Origin of the sequence: Pseudomonas sp. BF-B-26 (assembly GCF_019956495.1) — a bacterium.
Classification (GTDB): Bacteria; Pseudomonadota; Gammaproteobacteria; order Pseudomonadales; family Pseudomonadaceae; genus Aquipseudomonas.
The window spans coordinates 1-15,472 of sequence record NZ_JAHBDP010000114.1; the positions used below are offsets into that span (position 1 = coordinate 1).

Here is a 15,472-nt window from a genome sequence, read left to right on the forward strand (position 1 = left end):
GTCAATCATTCAACATTGATGTCGACTGACACACCGCCTTCGCGAGCAAGCCCGCTCCCACATTTGGTCTGTGCCGACTGCCAAATTGCGCCATCCTCGGCTTGTCAGTTTGCGCCACCAACGCCACACTAGCGCTCATGAAGAACGTCAGCCCCAGCTACCTCAAGCATCAGTTCCTGATCGCCATGCCTCACATGGTCGACCCGAACTTTGCGCACACCTTGACCTACATCGTCGAGCACACGGCCAATGGTGCCATGGGCCTGGTGGTCAATCGTCCGCAAGACCTCAACCTGGCCGATATCCTCGAGCAACTGCGCCCCGACATCGAACCGCCGGTGCTCTGCCAGCATGTGCCGATCTTCATCGGCGGCCCGGTGCAGACCGATCGCGGTTTTGTCCTGCACCCCTCGGGGCAGAGTTATCAGGCCACCGTCGAGCTCGATGAGAAACTGGCCCTGTCGACCTCCCAGGACGTGCTGTTCGCCATCGCCGACGGCGTCGGTCCGGCGAAAAGCCTGATTGCCCTCGGGTACGCTGGCTGGGAAGCCGGGCAGCTGGAAGCCGAACTGGCCCAGAACGCCTGGCTGACCTGCCCGTTCGATGCCGAAATTTTGTTCAACACCAGCAGCGAACTGCGCCTGGAAGCAGCGGCCAAGCACCTGGGCGTCAATCTCAGCCTGCTGACCAGCCAGGCGGGACACGCCTGATGGCCCTGCGCCTGATTTTGGGTTTCGACTACGGCACCAAACAGATCGGCGTTGCGGTCGGCCAGGTGATTACCGGCCAGGCCCGCGAGCTGTGCACCTTGAAGGCACAAAACGGTATTCCCGACTGGAATCAGGTCGAAGCCCTGATTAAAGAGTGGAAACCCGATGCCGTGGTGGTTGGCCTGCCCTTGAACATGGACGGCACGCCGAGCGACATGTGCCTGCGCGCCGAGAAATTCGCCCGCCGTCTCAACGGCCGCTACAACCTGCCCTTCTATACCCACGATGAACGCCTGACCACCTTCGAAGCCAAGGGTGAACGGCGTGATCGTGGCGGACAAAAGGGCAGCTACCGCGACAACCCGGTGGACGCCATCGCCGCTGCCCTGCTGCTGCAAGGCTGGCTCGACGAAAACACCGCATTGTTCGAATCCTGAAGAGCCGCAACACGCGTCTCTACTTAGCGACAACCCGAGCCACCTCTCCAGCAGAACCCGGCTCGGGCCCAAGAAGGAGCAACCATGAGCCTGCCCAATCCCGCCGAACTGATCAGCCAGATGGCGACCCGTCTCAAGGCGCACCTGGAACACCGTGGTATCAGCGAGCCGCGCTACATCGGTATTCGTACCGGTGGTGTCTGGGTCGCCCAGGCGTTGCTCGATGAACTGGGCAGCGACTCGCCCCTCGGCACCCTGGACGTCTCCTTCTACCGCGACGACTTCAGCCAGAACGGCCTGCACCCACAAGTGCGCCCGTCCGCCCTGCCGTTCGAGATCGAAGGCCAGCACCTGGTGCTGATCGATGACGTGCTGATGAGCGGCCGGACCATCCGCGCCGCCCTCAATGAGCTGTTCGACTATGGCCGCCCGGCCAGCGTGACATTGGTGTGCCTGCTGGACCTGGACGCCGGCGAGCTGCCGATCCGCCCGAACGTGGTCGGCGCGACCCTGTCGCTGGCCGCCCACGAACGGGTGAAACTGTCCGGCCCGGAACTCAAGCTCGAACTGCAAGACCTCGCCCTTTAATTCGCCCTATTGAGAGTCCCCCTCGCGATGACGCCTCTAGAAACCAAGCGCCCGCTGCAGCTCAATGATCAGGGCCAGCTGCGCCACTTCCTCTCGCTCGACGGTTTGCGCCGCGAGTTGCTGACGGAAATCCTCGACACCGCCGACTCGTTCCTCGAAGTCGGCGCCCGGGCGGTGAAGAAAGTCCCGTTGCTGCGCGGCAAGACCGTGTGCAACGTGTTCTTCGAGAACTCCACCCGCACCCGCACCACCTTCGAACTGGCGGCCCAGCGGCTGTCGGCGGACGTGATCACCCTGAACGTGTCCACGTCGTCGGCGAGCAAGGGCGAAACCCTGCTCGACACCCTGCGCAACCTGGAAGCCATGGCCGCCGACATGTTCGTCGTGCGCCACGGTGATTCCGGCGCGGCGCACTTCATCGCCGAACACGTGTGCCCACAAGTGGCGATCATCAACGGCGGCGACGGCCGTCACGCCCACCCGACCCAGGGCATGCTCGACATGCTCACCATCCGTCGGCACAAGGGCGGCTTTGAAAATCTCTCGGTGGCTATCGTCGGCGACATCCTGCACTCGCGGGTGGCGCGCTCGAACATGCTGGCGCTGAAAACCCTCGGTTGCCCGGACATCCGCGTGATCGCGCCGAAAACCCTGCTGCCGATCGGCATCGAGCAATACGGCGTGAAGGTTTACACCGACATGACCGAAGGCCTGAAAGACGTCGACGTGGTGATCATGCTGCGCCTGCAGCGTGAACGCATGACTGGCGGCCTGCTGCCGAGCGAAGGTGAGTTCTACCGCCTGTTCGGCCTGACCACCGCGCGTCTGGCCGGCGCCAAACCGGATTGCATCGTCATGCACCCGGGGCCGATCAACCGCGGCGTGGAAATTGAGTCGGCGGTGGCCGACGGCCCGCACTCGGTGATCCTCAACCAGGTCACCTACGGCATCGCAATTCGTATGGCCGTGCTGTCCATGGCCATGAGCGGGCAAACAGCCCAGCGCCAATTCGAGCAGGAGAACGCCCAGTGAAGCTCAGCATTCTCGGCGCACGCGTCATCGATCCGGCCAGCGGCCTGGATCAAGTTACCGATATCCATATTGAAGCCTGCAAGATCATTGCCCTTGGCGCTGCGCCCGCCGGTTTTGTCGCCGTCGATACCCTCGACGCCAAAGGCCTGGTCGCCGCCCCTGGGCTGGTTGACCTGAATGTCGCCCTGCGCGAGCCGGGCTACAGCCGTAAAGGCTCAATCGTCAGCGAAACCCGCGCCGCCGCGGCCGGTGGCGTCACCAGCCTGTGCTGTCCGCCGAAAACCAAACCGGTGCTGGACACCTCGGCCGTGGCCGAACTGATCCTCGACCGCGCCCGCGAGGCCGGCAACACCAAGGTGTTCCCGATCGGCGCCCTGAGCAAAGGCCTGGACGGCGAACAGTTGGCCGAGCTGGTCGCCTTGCGCGATGCCGGTTGCGTGGCCTTCGGCAACGGCCTGGACAGCTTCCGCAACACCCGCACGCTGTGCCGGGCGCTGGAATACGCCGCGACATTCGACCTGACGGTGATTTTCAACTCTCAGGACCATGACCTGGCCGAAGGTGGCCTGGCCCACGAAGGCCCGACCGCCAGTTTCCTCGGTTTGCCGGGCATTCCCGAAACCGCTGAAACCGTGGCGCTGGCCCGGGACCTGCTGCTGGTCGAGCAAAGTGGCGTGCGCGCGCACTTCAGCCAGCTCACCAGCGCCCGTGGCGTGGCCCTGATCGCTCAGGCCCAGGCTCGCGGCCTGCCGGTGACGGCCGATGTCGCCCTGTATCAGCTGATCCTGACCGACGAAGCGTTGATCGACTTCAGCAGCCTCTATCACGTCCAGCCGCCGCTGCGCACCCGCGCCGACCGCGATGGCCTGCGTGAAGCGGTGAAATCCGGTGTCGTCTCGGCGATCTCCAGTCATCACCAACCCCACGAGCGGGACGCCAAACTGGCGCCGTTCGGGGCCACCGAGCCGGGCATCAGCAGCGTTGAACTGCTGCTGCCGTTGGCGATGACACTGGTGGAGGATGGTTTGCTGGACCTGCCAACGCTGCTGGCGCGCTTGAGCACCGGACCTGCCGAGGCATTGCGCCTGCCGGCGGGCAAACTGGCGGTAGGTGGACCAGCGGACATCGTGCTGTTCGACCCGGCGGCTTCGACCGTGGCCGGCGAAACCTGGCTGTCCAAAGGTGAAAACTGCCCGTTCATTGGCCACAGCCTGCCGGGCGTGGTGCGTTACACCTTGGTGGATGGACGCATCAGCCACCAGGCGTAAGACCGCGTCGCCTGCATTCGCGAGCAAGTCGAATCGTCGCACCGCCGCTCCCACATTTGACCGAGTTCCCCCAGAGGAATGCGGTCAAATGTGGGGGCGGCGGTGCGACGATTCGACTTGCTCGCGAAGGCTTACTGAAAGGCGCCTCTATTCTGCGCATTGCGAATCGACACCTGGTCGTTCAGCGTCCAGAAGTCATACAGAACCCCCAGAAAGAACAACCCGCCCGTCACCAGGTACAGCAATCCGCTGATCCACTTCCCCTGATACATGCGGTGTACGCCGAATACCCCAAGAAACGTCAGCAGAATCCACGCAACGTTGTACTCAATGGGTCCGGCGGTAAAACGCAGGTCCGCTTCACGATCCATGGCCGGGATCAGAAACACGTCAATCAGCCAACCGATACCCAACAAACCGAGGGTTAAGAACCAAATCGTCCCCGTTACCGGCTTGCCGTAATAGAAGCGGTGAGCGCCGGTAAAACCGAAAATCCACAGCAGGTAACCGATGACCTTGCTGTGCGTGTCTTGATGCGAAACGGGTTGTTGATAGGTGTTCATGAAGGACCTCGATTCACACGATAGATAAATATTCTTTAAATCTTTGTGACTTTTTTACAGGTGGCCGACGTATGGCAAATGCTACCTTGTGTCCCGTCAAACCCTTGTAACACAAGCGTCGTGTCCGACAATCGCGTCTATTTTCCGCTTATTTGGTTCCGTTGACCCCAAGGTTGAATCGACCAACGGCCGCGGAAGGGCCAAAAAAGCTGTTATAAAGTTGCGCGCTAACTTATATGAGCCTTGCCTAATGCGTCCATTTTTCAAGACATGGCTAACCATTTGCCTTTTGATGCCACTGGCCGCCCACGCCACCAATCGTGAGCAACGTCTTCCTAACGTTAATGGTTACACCCCAAAATCCCATATTTCTGCTCCTTCGAGCAAAAACAAACAGACCGTAAAACGCGCTCCTCAACTGAGCAGCAACAGTGGCCTTGTTCCGCCGATGGCGACCAAGGAAAGCAGCAACGTGCTGAGCCGCGCCGTAAACGTCCTCGGTACTCCTTACCGTTGGGGCGGCAGCAGCCCAAGTAAAGGGTTCGACTGCAGTGGCCTGGTGAAATACGCGTTCAATGACGCCACGTTCGACCTGCCGCGCACTTCCAACGCCATGGCCAGCGGTCATGGGGAGAAAGTCGATCGCAAGGATCTGAAGCCTGGCGACCTGATTTTCTTCAACATCAAGAGCCGTCAGGTCAATCACGTCGCCATCTACCTGGGCAACGACCGCTTCATCCACGCACCACGTCGTGGCAAGTCGGTAACCATCGACACGCTGAAGAAACCCTATTGGGAAAGCCACTACGTGGTTGCCAAGCGGGTTATGCCAAAAGAGAAGAACACCTTACAGGTTGTTCAGCGCTGATATACGGGCGCCCTCCTGAAGGCGGACATTTGTGGCGAGGGAGCTTGCTCCCGCTCGAGTGCGCAGCGCTCGCAGTTTTTTGGGGCCGCTTCGCAGCCCAGCGGGAGCAAGCTCCCTCGCCACAGGTCCGCTCTCAATCCCTCAGAAACCATCCGGCGTGCGCGCCTTCTCCCGCGCATGCTCGCGGCTGATCAAGCCCTTGCTCACCAGCTCCTTCAAGCACATATCCAGCGTCTGCATCCCCAGGTTGCCCCCGGTCTGAATCGACGAGTACATCTGCGCCACCTTGTCTTCACGGATCAGGTTACGGATCGCTGACGTGCCGAGCATGATTTCGTGGGCCGCGATCCGCCCGCCGCCGATTTTCTTGACCAGCGTCTGCGACACCACCGCCAGTAACGACTCGGACAGCATCGAACGAACCATCGATTTCTCGTCCCCCGGAAACACGTCCACCACCCGGTCGATGGTTTTCGCCGCCGATGTCGTGTGCAGCGTGCCGAACACCAGATGACCAGTTTCGGCGGCGGTCAACGCCAGGCGAATGGTCTCGAGATCCCGCATCTCTCCCACCAGAATCACGTCCGGGTCCTCCCGCAGGGCCGAGCGCAGGGCCGTGGCGAAGCTGCGTGTATCGCGATGGACTTCACGCTGATTGATCAAACATTTGCGCGACTCGTGGACGAACTCGATCGGGTCTTCGATGGTGAGGATGTGTTGATGACGATGGCTGTTCAGGTGATCGATCATCGCCGCCAAAGTGGTGGATTTGCCGGAACCGGTGGGGCCGGTCACCAGCACCAGCCCCCGCGGCGCTTCGGTAATCTTGCGAAACACCTCCCCCATACCGAGGTCGTCCATGCTCAGGACCTTGGATGGAATGGTCCGGAATACCGCGCCAGCACCGCGATTGTGGTTGAACGCGTTAACCCGAAAACGCGCCACGCCGGGCACCTCAAAGGAGAAGTCGGTCTCCAGGTGCTTCTCGAAGTCCACCCGCTGCGTGTCGTTCATGATGTCGTAGATCAGCGCCTGCACCTGTTTGTGGTCCAGGGCTGGCAGGTTGATGCGCCTCACATCGCCGTCGACCCGAATCATCGGGGGCAGGCCGGCAGACAGATGCAAGTCGGATGCGCCCTGTTTCGCGCTGAAAGCCAGCAGCTCAGTGATATCCATAGCGTTCCTCAATTCCAGTAGAATGCCGCGAACCTTCAGCCGCCGGCGCCTAATCCTCGCCTGATAAAGTCGCCGAGCGATGATCAGGCAAGGCAAAAGTCGGCGAAGAAGCGGAGTTGACGTCAGTCAATGAGCATTCTGAGTCGACTTTTAACGCCGCATGATCGAGTGTAGGCACTTTTCAGGCAGGATTTGATGTCCACGATAGCAGACAACATTGCTCAGGTTAGTTCACGCATCCACGCTGCCGCCGTTGCCGCAAAGCGCGACGCAGACAGCGTCCAGCTGCTGGCCGTGAGCAAGACCAAGCCCGCCGAGGCCCTGCGCGAAGCGTATGCCGCCGGCCTGCGCGACTTTGGCGAGAACTACCTGCAGGAAGCCTTGAGCAAACAGCTCGAATTGGCCGACCTGCCCTTGATCTGGCACTTCATCGGCCCCATTCAATCGAACAAGACTCGCGCTATCGCCGAGCACTTCGCCTGGGTGCATTCCGTGGATCGTTTGAAAATCGCACAACGTCTGTCCGAACAACGTCCTGCCGAGTTGCCCCCACTGAACATCTGCATCCAGGTCAACGTCAGCGGTGAAGCCAGCAAGTCCGGCTGCACCCCGGCCGACCTGCCGGCCTTGGCCAATGCCATCAGCGAACTGCCGCGCATCAAGCTGCGCGGGTTGATGGCAATCCCCGAGCCGACTGAAGATCGCGCCGCTCAGGATGCGGCTTTTGCTGCCGTACAAAGCCTGCAAGCCAGCCTGAACCTGCCGCTCGACACACTTTCCATGGGCATGAGCCACGACCTTGAGTCGGCCATCGCCCAAGGCGCCACGTGGGTCCGTATTGGTACGGCCCTGTTTGGCGCCCGCGACTACGGCCAGCCATAACGTGGCTGACATACCTCTCTATAAGGACCTGACATGAGCAAGACTCGTATTGCCTTTATCGGTGCCGGCAACATGGCGGCCAGCCTGATCGGTGGCCTGCGCGCCAAAGGTCTGGACGCCGCGCAGATCCGCGCCAGCGATCCGGGCGCTGACACCCGTGCTCGCGTGAACGCTGAACACGGTATCGAGGTGTTCGCCGACAACGCCGACGCCATCCAGGGCGCCGAAGTCATCGTACTGGCGGTCAAGCCCCAAGCGATGAAAGCCGTCTGCGAAGCGCTTCGCCCAAGCCTCAAGCCCAATCAACTGGTGGTCTCGATTGCGGCCGGCATCACCTGCGCCAGCATGAACAACTGGCTCGGCGCCCAACCGATCGTGCGTTGCATGCCCAACACTCCGGCGCTGCTGCGTCAGGGTGTGAGCGGTTTGTTCGCCACGGCGCAAGTGAGTACCGAGCAACGCAAACAGGCGCAAGAACTGCTGTCCGCCGTTGGCATCGCCCTGTGGCTGGATGAAGAGCAGCAACTGGACGCGGTCACCGCCGTTTCCGGCTCGGGCCCTGCGTACTTCTTCCTGCTGATCGAAGCCATGACCGCCGCCGGCGTGAAGCTCGGCCTGCCAGCAGACATCGCTGCACAACTGACCCTGCAAACCGCTTTGGGCGCTGCTCATATGGCCGTGGCCAGTGACGTCGACGCTGCGGAACTGCGTCGCCGCGTGACGTCGCCTGCGGGCACGACGGAAGCGGCGATCAAGTCGTTCCAGGCCGGCGGCTTCGAAGCCCTGGTAGAAAAAGCACTTGGCGCCGCTGCGCACCGCTCGGCCGAGATGGCCGAACAATTGGGTCAATAAGGAGCCTTACATGATTGGATTGAACACTGCAGCGGTCTACGTGCTGCAAACCCTGGGCAGCCTGTACCTGCTGATCGTGCTGCTGCGCTTCGTACTGCAACTGGTACGCGCAAACTTCTACAACCCGCTCTGCCAGTTCGCCGTGAAAGCCACTCAGCCGCTGCTCAAGCCATTGCGTCGGATCATCCCGAGCATGTTCGGCCTGGACATGTCCTCGCTGGTGCTGGCGATCCTCGTGCAACTGGCGTTGATGGCCCTGACCCTGCTGCTGACGTACGGCACCATCGGTAACCCGCTGCAATTGCTGATTTGGTCGCTGATCGGCGTGACTGCGCTGTTCCTGAAGATTTTCTTCTTTGCCCTGATCATCAGCGTGATCCTGTCCTGGGTCGCACCGGGCAGCCATAACCCTGGCGCCGAACTGGTGAACCAGATTTGCGAGCCGGCCCTGGCGCCGTTCCGCAAGATCCTGCCGAACCTCGGCGGCCTGGATATCTCGCCGATCCTGGCGTTCATGGTGCTCAAGCTGATCGACATGCTGGTGATCAACAACCTCGCCGCCATGACGATGATGCCGGAAATCCTGCGTCTGCTGATCTGACCCGGTGAGCTACTTTCGCTGGGACGGTGACGACCTGATTCTGGAGTGTCACCTGCAACCGGCGGCCCGCAGCGATGATTTCTGCGGGCTGCATGGGGATCGATTGAAGATCCGCCTGACGGCGCCGCCGGTTGAAGGCAAGGCCAATGCGTATTTGATAGCGTTTCTGGCCAAAGCGTTTGGGGTGTCCAAGAGTCAGGTGAGCTTGATAAGCGGCGAGTTGAACCGGCAGAAGCGAGTGCGGATTTGCTCGCCGAAGAAGTTGCCGGATTTGCCTGGTTTGATGCGATAGAACCGATAAACCGAGGCGCGGCCTTCGCGAGCAAGCCCACTCCCACAGGGGAACGCATTCCAATGTGGGAGCGGGCTTGCTCGCGAATGGCGCACCTCGGTCTGACTGAATGAAATCAGGCCCGGCCTTTGCTTGCCGCTAGCCACACCGGTCTTTAGACTTACGCCTCATTTCAACGAGAGCAGGGTCGATGCCAGCTGCCTTTCCCCCCGATTCTGTTGGTCTGGTGACGCCGCAAGTGGCGCACTTCAGCGAACCCCTGGCCTTGGCCTGCGGCCGTTCGCTCCCAGCTTATGACCTGATCTACGAAACCTACGGCACGCTGAATGCCGCGGCGAGCAACGCCGTGCTGATCTGCCACGCCTTGTCCGGTCATCATCACGCTGCCGGCTTCCACAGCCCCGACGACCGCAAACCCGGTTGGTGGGACAGCTGCATCGGCCCCGGCAAGCCAATTGATACCAACAAATTCTTCGTGGTCAGCCTGAACAACCTCGGCGGTTGCAACGGCTCTACCGGCCCGAGCAGCGTCAATCCGGAAACCGGCAAGCCGTTCGGCGCTGACTTCCCGGTACTGACCGTGGAAGATTGGGTTCACAGCCAGGCGCGCCTGGCTGACCTGCTGGGCATCGGCCAATGGGCTGCCGTGATTGGCGGCAGTCTCGGTGGCATGCAGGCGATGCAATGGAGCATCACCTACCCCGATCGCATTCGCCACTGCCTGGCCATCGCCTCGGCCCCCAAGCTGTCGGCGCAGAACATCGCCTTCAACGAAGTGGCGCGCCAGGCGATCCTCACCGACCCCGAGTTCCACGGCGGTTCGTTCCAGGAAGCGGGCGTGATCCCCAAGCGTGGCTTGATGCTGGCGCGGATGGTCGGGCACATCACGTACTTGTCCGATGACTCGATGGGTGAGAAATTCGGTCGGGGCCTGAAGAGCGAAAAGCTCAACTACGACTTCCACAGCGTTGAATTCCAGGTCGAAAGCTACCTGCGTTATCAGGGCGAAGAGTTCTCCGGGCGTTTCGACGCCAACACGTACCTGCTGATGACCAAGGCGCTGGACTACTTCGATCCGGCGGCGAACTTCGACGATGACCTGGCGAAAACCTTCGCCAACGCCCAGGCCAAGTTCTGCGTGATGTCTTTCACCACCGACTGGCGCTTCTCCCCTGCCCGCTCGCGGGAGCTGGTGGACGCGCTGATGGCGGCCAAGAAAGACGTCTGCTACCTCGAGATCGACGCTCCGCAAGGCCACGATGCCTTCCTGATTCCGATCCCTCGATATTTGCAGGCATTCAGCAATTACATGAACCGCATTACGTTGTGAGAAAGCCATGAGAGCTGATCTGGAAATCATCCAGGAATGGATCCCCGCCGGCAGCCGCGTGCTCGACCTCGGTTGCGGCGATGGCGAATTGCTGACCTGGCTGCGCGACAACAAGCAAGTGACCGGCTATGGCCTGGAAAATGACCCGGACAACATCGCCGAGTGCGTGGCCAAGGGCATCAACGTGATTGAGCAGGACCTGGACAAAGGCCTGGGCAACTTTGCCAGCAACAGCTTCGACGTCGTGGTCATGACCCAGGCGCTGCAAGCCGTGCACTACCCGGACAAGATCCTCGACGAAATGCTGCGCGTCGGTCGCCAGTGCATCATCACCTTCCCCAACTTCGGTCACTGGCGCTGCCGCTGGTACCTGGCGAGCAAGGGCCGGATGCCGGTGTCCGACTTTCTGCCGTACACCTGGTACAACACGCCGAACATCCACTTTTGCACCTTCGAAGACTTTGAAGCGTTGTGTCGCGAACGTGAAGCCAGGGTCATTGATCGGCTTGCCGTGGATCAACAACACCGTCACGGGTGGGCCAGTAAGCTATGGCCTAATCTATTAGGTGAAATTGGTATTTACCGCGTCAGCAGCCCCGGGCTGCAAGACCACAAGGTCGCGGTCTGAATCGCGACACTTCGAGGAGAACGAACATGGGTCGTCTAGCGCTGTTTGTACTTACTGCCTGCCTGAGCGTCACCGCCATGGCCGCCGACGTCATCAAAGGCGAGCGCAAGGAAACCTTTGGCGATGTAACGGTGCACTACAACACCTTCAACTCCACCTTCCTGACACCGGACATCGCCAAAGCAGCCGGGCTGACACGCAGCAAGAACCAGGGTGTGATCAACGTCTCCGTGCTCAAGGACGGCAAACCACTGACCGCTGAAGTCAGCGGATCGGTGAAAGACCTGACCAGCCAGACCATACCGTTGAAGTTCAAACAGATCACCGAACAAGGCGCGATCTACTACATCGCCCAGTTCCCGGTCGATCAGCAGGAAGTCCGGACCTTCGACATCAAGGTGCAGAACGGCGATAAAATCAACACCATCAATTTCAACCAAGAGCTCTTTCCCGGCGAATGATCAACTTCACGCAACTCGTACTGGCCAGCCACAACGCCGGCAAACTCAAGGAACTTCAGGCCATGCTCGGCGAATCGGTGCAACTGCGCTCGATCGGCGAGTTCAGCAGCGTCGAGCCTGAAGAAACCGGCCTGTCGTTCGTCGAGAACGCCATCCTCAAGGCCCGCAATGCCGCGCGCATCTCCGGCCTGCCTGCACTGGCGGACGATTCGGGGTTGGCGGTGGATTTCCTCGGCGGTGCGCCGGGGATCTACTCGGCTCGTTACGCTGATGGCCAGGGCGATGCGGCGAACAACGCCAAACTGCTCGACGTGTTGAAAGACGTGCCGCAAGCCGAACGCGGTGCACAGTTCGTCTGCGTGCTGGCGCTGGTGCGTCACGCCGACGATCCGTTGCCGATTATCTGCGAAGGCTTGTGGCACGGACGCATCCTGCCAGCGGCCAGCGGCGAACACGGTTTTGGTTACGATCCGCTGTTCTGGGTGCCGGAGCGCGATTGCTCCAGCGCCGAACTGAGCCCGAGCGACAAGAACCTCATCAGCCACCGCGCCCGTGCAATGGATCTGCTGCGCCAGCGTCTGGGCCTGAAATGATCCATGACTCATCCGCGTCGCCGCTGATCTTCGGCGGTGCCGCCCAATCGCCTCGGGCCGCGCTCCCCGTGCTGCCGCCCCTGGCGTTGTACATCCACATCCCGTGGTGCGTGCGCAAATGCCCTTATTGCGACTTCAACTCCCACACTGCCAGCCCGGTGCTGCCGGAAGAAGAGTATGTGGACGCGTTGCTCGCCGACCTCGATCAAGACCTGCATGCGGTCTACGGTCGCGAGCTGAGTTCGATCTTCTTTGGGGGCGGCACGCCGAGCCTGTTCAGCGCTGAAGCCCTGGGCCGTTTGCTCAAAGGCGTTGAACAGCGCATCCCGTTCGCCAGCGACATCGAAATTACCCTGGAAGCCAATCCGGGGACGTTCGAGCAAGAGAAGTTCGTCGCCTACCGGGCGCTGGGCATCAATCGCCTGTCGATCGGCATCCAGAGTTTTCAGGAAGAGAAACTCAAGGCCCTGGGGCGGATTCACAACGGTGACGAAGCGGTGCGTGCCGCCGGCATGGCCCGTCAGGCCGGGTTCGACAACTTCAATATGGACCTGATGCACGGTTTGCCCGATCAGTCCCTGGACGACGCCCTGAGCGACCTGCGCCAGGCCATCGCCCTGAAGCCGACGCATTTGTCCTGGTATCAACTGACCCTGGAGCCGAACACGGTGTTCTGGAACCAGCCGCCAACGCTGCCGGAAGACGACACGCTGTGGGACATTCAGGAAGCCGGCCAGGCATTACTGGCCGAGCACGGTTACGCGCAATACGAAGTCTCGGCGTATGCCCAGCCTGGCCGTCCGGCGCGACATAACCTCAATTACTGGAGTTTCGGCGACTTCATCGGCATCGGTGCCGGGGCTCACGGCAAGCTCAGCCACCCGGACGGGCGCATCGTCCGCACCTGGAAGACCCGCTTGCCGAAGGACTACCTCAACCCGGCCAAAAGCTTCAAGGCTGGGGAGAAAGCCCTGACCAATGAGGAAATGCCGTTCGAATTCCTGATGAACGCCTTGCGCCTGACCGAGGGCGTTGAATCGCGACTGTATCCGGAACGCACCGGGATGAGCCTGGAAAGCCTCGCCGAAGGCCGCCAGGTCGCCGAACAAAGTGGCTTGTTGCAGGTCGAACCGTCACGTCTGGCGGCCACCGAGCGCGGACAACTCTTCCTCAATGACTTGCTGCAGACATTTCTGAGCTGATTTCAGCCTTAAGGGAAAACGAATGGATTTGATACTCGACCTGCTCGCCACCGCGTCCCGCTGGAGCCGTAGCAACCTGTCTGAAATCGCTCTGGCACTGGTGGGCTGTCTGCTGGTGTTGTTTGGCGCCGATATCAAAGGCTGGGTCGACGCACGTCTGGGCAGCATTGCCGGCGCCTTGCGCGTCCCGCTGATGGCCCTGCTGTGCATGATCGGCAGCGGCGTCGCGCTTATTTACGCCACGCCATGGATCATCAAAGGCCTGAGCCAGTTCAACAACTACAGCCTGGCACCGGTGTTGTTGGTGGTGCTGGTGTTGATTGGCGTCGTCGCTGATCGCCGCTGACTGTCGAACACACCACAAAACAAATGTGGGAGCGGCGGTGCGACGATTCGACTTGCTCGCTCCCACATTTGGTATTGAGTAGGGCTTAGGACTGTTTTTCGAACTTCAAGTCCCACACGCCATGCCCAAGACGTTCGCCGCGGCGTTCGAACTTGGTGATCGGGCGCTCGGCCGGGCGCGGGACGCATTTGCCGTCTTCGGCCAGATTGCGATAACCCGGCGCAACGTTCATCACTTCCAGCATGTACTCGGCGTACGGTTCCCAGTCGGTGGCCATGTGCAGCACACCGCCGACCTTCAACTTGCTGCGCACCAGTTCAGCGAACGACGCCTGAACGATACGGCGCTTGTGGTGACGGCTCTTGTGCCATGGGTCCGGGAAAAACAGCATCAGGCGATCGAGGCTGTTGTCGGCCACGCAACGGTTGAGCACTTCGATCGCATCGCAATCGTAGACCCGCAGGTTGGTCAGGCCCTGAGTGAGCACGCCATTGAGCAGCGCGCCGACACCCGGACGGTGTACTTCCACGCCGATGAAATCCTGCTCCGGCGAGGCCGCGGCCATTTCCAGCAGCGAATGGCCCATGCCGAAACCGATTTCCAGCGAGCGTGGCGCCGAGCGACCAAACACTTGGTCGAAGTCCACCGGCGCGTCGGCCAGAGGCAGCACGAACAGCGGGGCGCCCTGTTCCAGACCGCGTTGCTGGCCTTCGGTCATGCGACCGGCGCGCATCACGAAACTCTTGATGCGGCGGTGTTGGCGCTCGTCGCCTTCTTCCGTCTGGATAGGCGTGTCGTTTGATTCAGTCATCAATGGCTCTTACTTGATCAGACCATCCAGCGGCGAAGAGGCGCTGGCATAGAGTTTTTTCGGCATGCGGCCGGCGAGGTAGGCCAAGCGACCTGCAACGATGGCGTGTTTCATGGCTTCAGCCATCATGATCGGCTGCTGGGCGTGGGCGATGGCCGAGTTCATCAGCACCGCTTCGCAACCCAGTTCCATGGCAATGGTGGCGTCGGAAGCAGTACCGACACCGGCGTCGACCAGCACAGGAATCTTGGCTTCTTCGAGGATGATCTGCAGGTTGTACGGGTTGCAGATCCCCAGGCCTGTACCGATCAGACCGGCCAGTGGCATCACCGCGATAACGCCGATTTCCGCCAGTTGACGGGCGATGATCGGGTCATCGCTGGTGTAAACCATCACGTCGAAGCCTTCCTTGACCAGCACTTCAGCGGCCTTGAGGGTTTCGATCACGTTGGGAAACAGGGTTTTCTGGTCCGCCAGCACTTCCAGCTTCACCAGGTTGTGACCACCGAGCAGCTCACGGGCCAGGCGGCAGGTGCGCACAGCCTCGGTAGCGTCGAAGCAACCGGCGGTGTTAGGCAGGAAGGTGTAGCGATCCGGCGACAGGACTTCGAGCAGGTTCGGTTCGCCCGGGTTCTGGCCGAGGTTGGTCCGGCGCACGGCGAAGGTGACGATCTCGGCACCCGAGGCTTCGATGGCCAGGCGGGTTTCTTCCATGTCGCGGTACTTGCCGGTGCCTACCAGCAAACGCGACTGGTAAGTACGACCGGCCAGGACGAAGGGCTTGTCGCTACGAACGATGCTCATGGGAAATCCTCTGTAGGGGTGAGGTTCT

General features: G+C 61.0%; 20 protein-coding genes. 16 read left to right on the forward strand and 4 right to left on the reverse strand.

From position 1 onward, the window contains the following. Window positions 1-137: 137 nt before the first annotated feature. The 5 genes from KGB03_RS26105 to KGB03_RS26125 all read left to right on the forward strand — a co-directional run bounded on the left by KGB03_RS26105 (window position 138) and on the right by KGB03_RS26125 (window position 4,035). Window positions 138-710 carry a YqgE/AlgH family protein gene (locus KGB03_RS26105; protein ID WP_218536700.1) on the forward strand — a complete coding sequence of 191 codons (573 nt, stop codon included), beginning with the start codon at window positions 138-140 and terminating at the stop codon, window positions 708-710. After that, entirely contained in the window at window positions 710-1,147 is a 438-nt protein-coding gene (gene ruvX, locus KGB03_RS26110) for a Holliday junction resolvase RuvX (RefSeq protein WP_005792259.1), read from the forward strand. Before KGB03_RS26105 ends, ruvX begins: the two co-directional genes overlap by 1 nt. An 84-nt stretch (window positions 1,148-1,231) precedes the next feature. Then, entirely contained in the window at window positions 1,232-1,735 is a 504-nt protein-coding gene (gene pyrR, locus KGB03_RS26115) for a bifunctional pyr operon transcriptional regulator/uracil phosphoribosyltransferase PyrR (protein WP_008152613.1), read from the forward strand. 27 nt (window positions 1,736-1,762) lie between these two features. Continuing rightward, the gene (locus KGB03_RS26120; RefSeq protein WP_007897943.1) at window positions 1,763-2,767 is read left to right on the forward strand and encodes an aspartate carbamoyltransferase catalytic subunit; all 1,005 of its coding nucleotides are present in this window, start codon (window positions 1,763-1,765) and stop codon (window positions 2,765-2,767) included. Continuing rightward, entirely contained in the window at window positions 2,764-4,035 is a 1,272-nt protein-coding gene (locus KGB03_RS26125; protein ID WP_008152614.1) for a dihydroorotase, read from the forward strand. Before KGB03_RS26120 ends, KGB03_RS26125 begins: the two co-directional genes overlap by 4 nt. A 131-nt stretch (window positions 4,036-4,166) precedes the next feature. Here KGB03_RS26125 and KGB03_RS26130 read toward each other — a convergent pair whose 3' ends face one another. After that, window positions 4,167-4,598 carry an NINE protein gene (locus KGB03_RS26130; RefSeq protein ID WP_111448456.1) on the reverse strand — a complete coding sequence of 144 codons (432 nt, stop codon included), beginning with the start codon at window positions 4,596-4,598 and terminating at the stop codon, window positions 4,167-4,169. A gap of 250 nt (window positions 4,599-4,848) precedes the next feature. On the opposite strand from KGB03_RS26130, the gene KGB03_RS26135 reads away from it, so the two are divergent. After that, window positions 4,849-5,466: a C40 family peptidase gene (locus KGB03_RS26135; protein WP_111448455.1), complete on the forward strand. Its 618-nt coding sequence runs from the start codon at window positions 4,849-4,851 to the stop codon at window positions 5,464-5,466. A 141-nt stretch (window positions 5,467-5,607) separates the two neighbouring features. Here the strand turns inward: KGB03_RS26135 and KGB03_RS26140 are convergent, their stop codons facing one another. Beyond that, complete coding sequence (locus KGB03_RS26140) at window positions 5,608-6,642, reverse strand: type IV pilus twitching motility protein PilT (RefSeq protein ID WP_218536698.1); 1,035 nt, start codon at window positions 6,640-6,642, stop codon at window positions 5,608-5,610. A gap of 195 nt (window positions 6,643-6,837) precedes the next feature. On the opposite strand from KGB03_RS26140, the gene KGB03_RS26145 reads away from it, so the two are divergent. From KGB03_RS26145 to KGB03_RS26190, 10 genes are all read left to right on the forward strand, one after another. Next, window positions 6,838-7,524 carry a YggS family pyridoxal phosphate-dependent enzyme gene (locus KGB03_RS26145; protein WP_223529885.1) on the forward strand — a complete coding sequence of 229 codons (687 nt, stop codon included), beginning with the start codon at window positions 6,838-6,840 and terminating at the stop codon, window positions 7,522-7,524. A gap of 33 nt (window positions 7,525-7,557) precedes the next feature. Continuing rightward, the gene (gene proC, locus KGB03_RS26150; RefSeq protein ID WP_111448452.1) at window positions 7,558-8,376 is read left to right on the forward strand and encodes a pyrroline-5-carboxylate reductase; all 819 of its coding nucleotides are present in this window, start codon (window positions 7,558-7,560) and stop codon (window positions 8,374-8,376) included. Window positions 8,377-8,386: 10 nt separating this feature from the next. Beyond that, window positions 8,387-8,977 (forward strand): YggT family protein, encoded by a 591-nt coding sequence (locus tag KGB03_RS26155; RefSeq protein WP_046045226.1) that lies wholly within the window; start codon window positions 8,387-8,389, stop codon window positions 8,975-8,977. A 4-nt stretch (window positions 8,978-8,981) separates the two neighbouring features. Further along, window positions 8,982-9,269, forward strand: a complete 288-nt coding sequence (locus KGB03_RS26160) for a DUF167 domain-containing protein (protein WP_111448451.1) — start codon at window positions 8,982-8,984, stop codon at window positions 9,267-9,269. A 190-nt stretch (window positions 9,270-9,459) separates the two neighbouring features. Then, on the forward strand, window positions 9,460-10,599 hold the full coding sequence (gene metX, locus KGB03_RS26165; RefSeq protein WP_074871658.1) for a homoserine O-succinyltransferase MetX: 1,140 nt from the start codon (window positions 9,460-9,462) through the stop codon (window positions 10,597-10,599). A 7-nt stretch (window positions 10,600-10,606) separates the two neighbouring features. After that, the gene (gene metW / locus KGB03_RS26170; RefSeq protein ID WP_008152632.1) at window positions 10,607-11,227 is read left to right on the forward strand and encodes a methionine biosynthesis protein MetW; all 621 of its coding nucleotides are present in this window, start codon (window positions 10,607-10,609) and stop codon (window positions 11,225-11,227) included. Window positions 11,228-11,253: 26 nt separating this feature from the next. Continuing rightward, on the forward strand, window positions 11,254-11,688 hold the full coding sequence (locus KGB03_RS26175; protein ID WP_111448450.1) for a DUF4426 domain-containing protein: 435 nt from the start codon (window positions 11,254-11,256) through the stop codon (window positions 11,686-11,688). Beyond that, entirely contained in the window at window positions 11,685-12,281 is a 597-nt protein-coding gene (gene rdgB, locus KGB03_RS26180; protein WP_008152637.1) for an RdgB/HAM1 family non-canonical purine NTP pyrophosphatase, read from the forward strand. Before KGB03_RS26175 ends, rdgB begins: the two co-directional genes overlap by 4 nt. After that, window positions 12,278-13,483 carry a radical SAM family heme chaperone HemW gene (gene hemW / locus KGB03_RS26185; protein ID WP_223529890.1) on the forward strand — a complete coding sequence of 402 codons (1,206 nt, stop codon included), beginning with the start codon at window positions 12,278-12,280 and terminating at the stop codon, window positions 13,481-13,483. Before rdgB ends, hemW begins: the two co-directional genes overlap by 4 nt. A gap of 22 nt (window positions 13,484-13,505) precedes the next feature. Further along, window positions 13,506-13,829, forward strand: a complete 324-nt coding sequence (locus KGB03_RS26190; RefSeq protein WP_008152641.1) for a DUF3392 domain-containing protein — start codon at window positions 13,506-13,508, stop codon at window positions 13,827-13,829. An 85-nt stretch (window positions 13,830-13,914) separates the two neighbouring features. Here KGB03_RS26190 and trmB read toward each other — a convergent pair whose 3' ends face one another. Further along, the gene (gene trmB / locus KGB03_RS26195) at window positions 13,915-14,640 is read right to left on the reverse strand and encodes a tRNA (guanosine(46)-N7)-methyltransferase TrmB (RefSeq protein WP_223529893.1); all 726 of its coding nucleotides are present in this window, start codon (window positions 14,638-14,640) and stop codon (window positions 13,915-13,917) included. Between the two features lie 9 nt (window positions 14,641-14,649). Then, window positions 14,650-15,444: a thiazole synthase gene (locus tag KGB03_RS26200; protein ID WP_008068101.1), complete on the reverse strand. Its 795-nt coding sequence runs from the start codon at window positions 15,442-15,444 to the stop codon at window positions 14,650-14,652. Window positions 15,445-15,472: the final 28 nt, after the last annotated feature.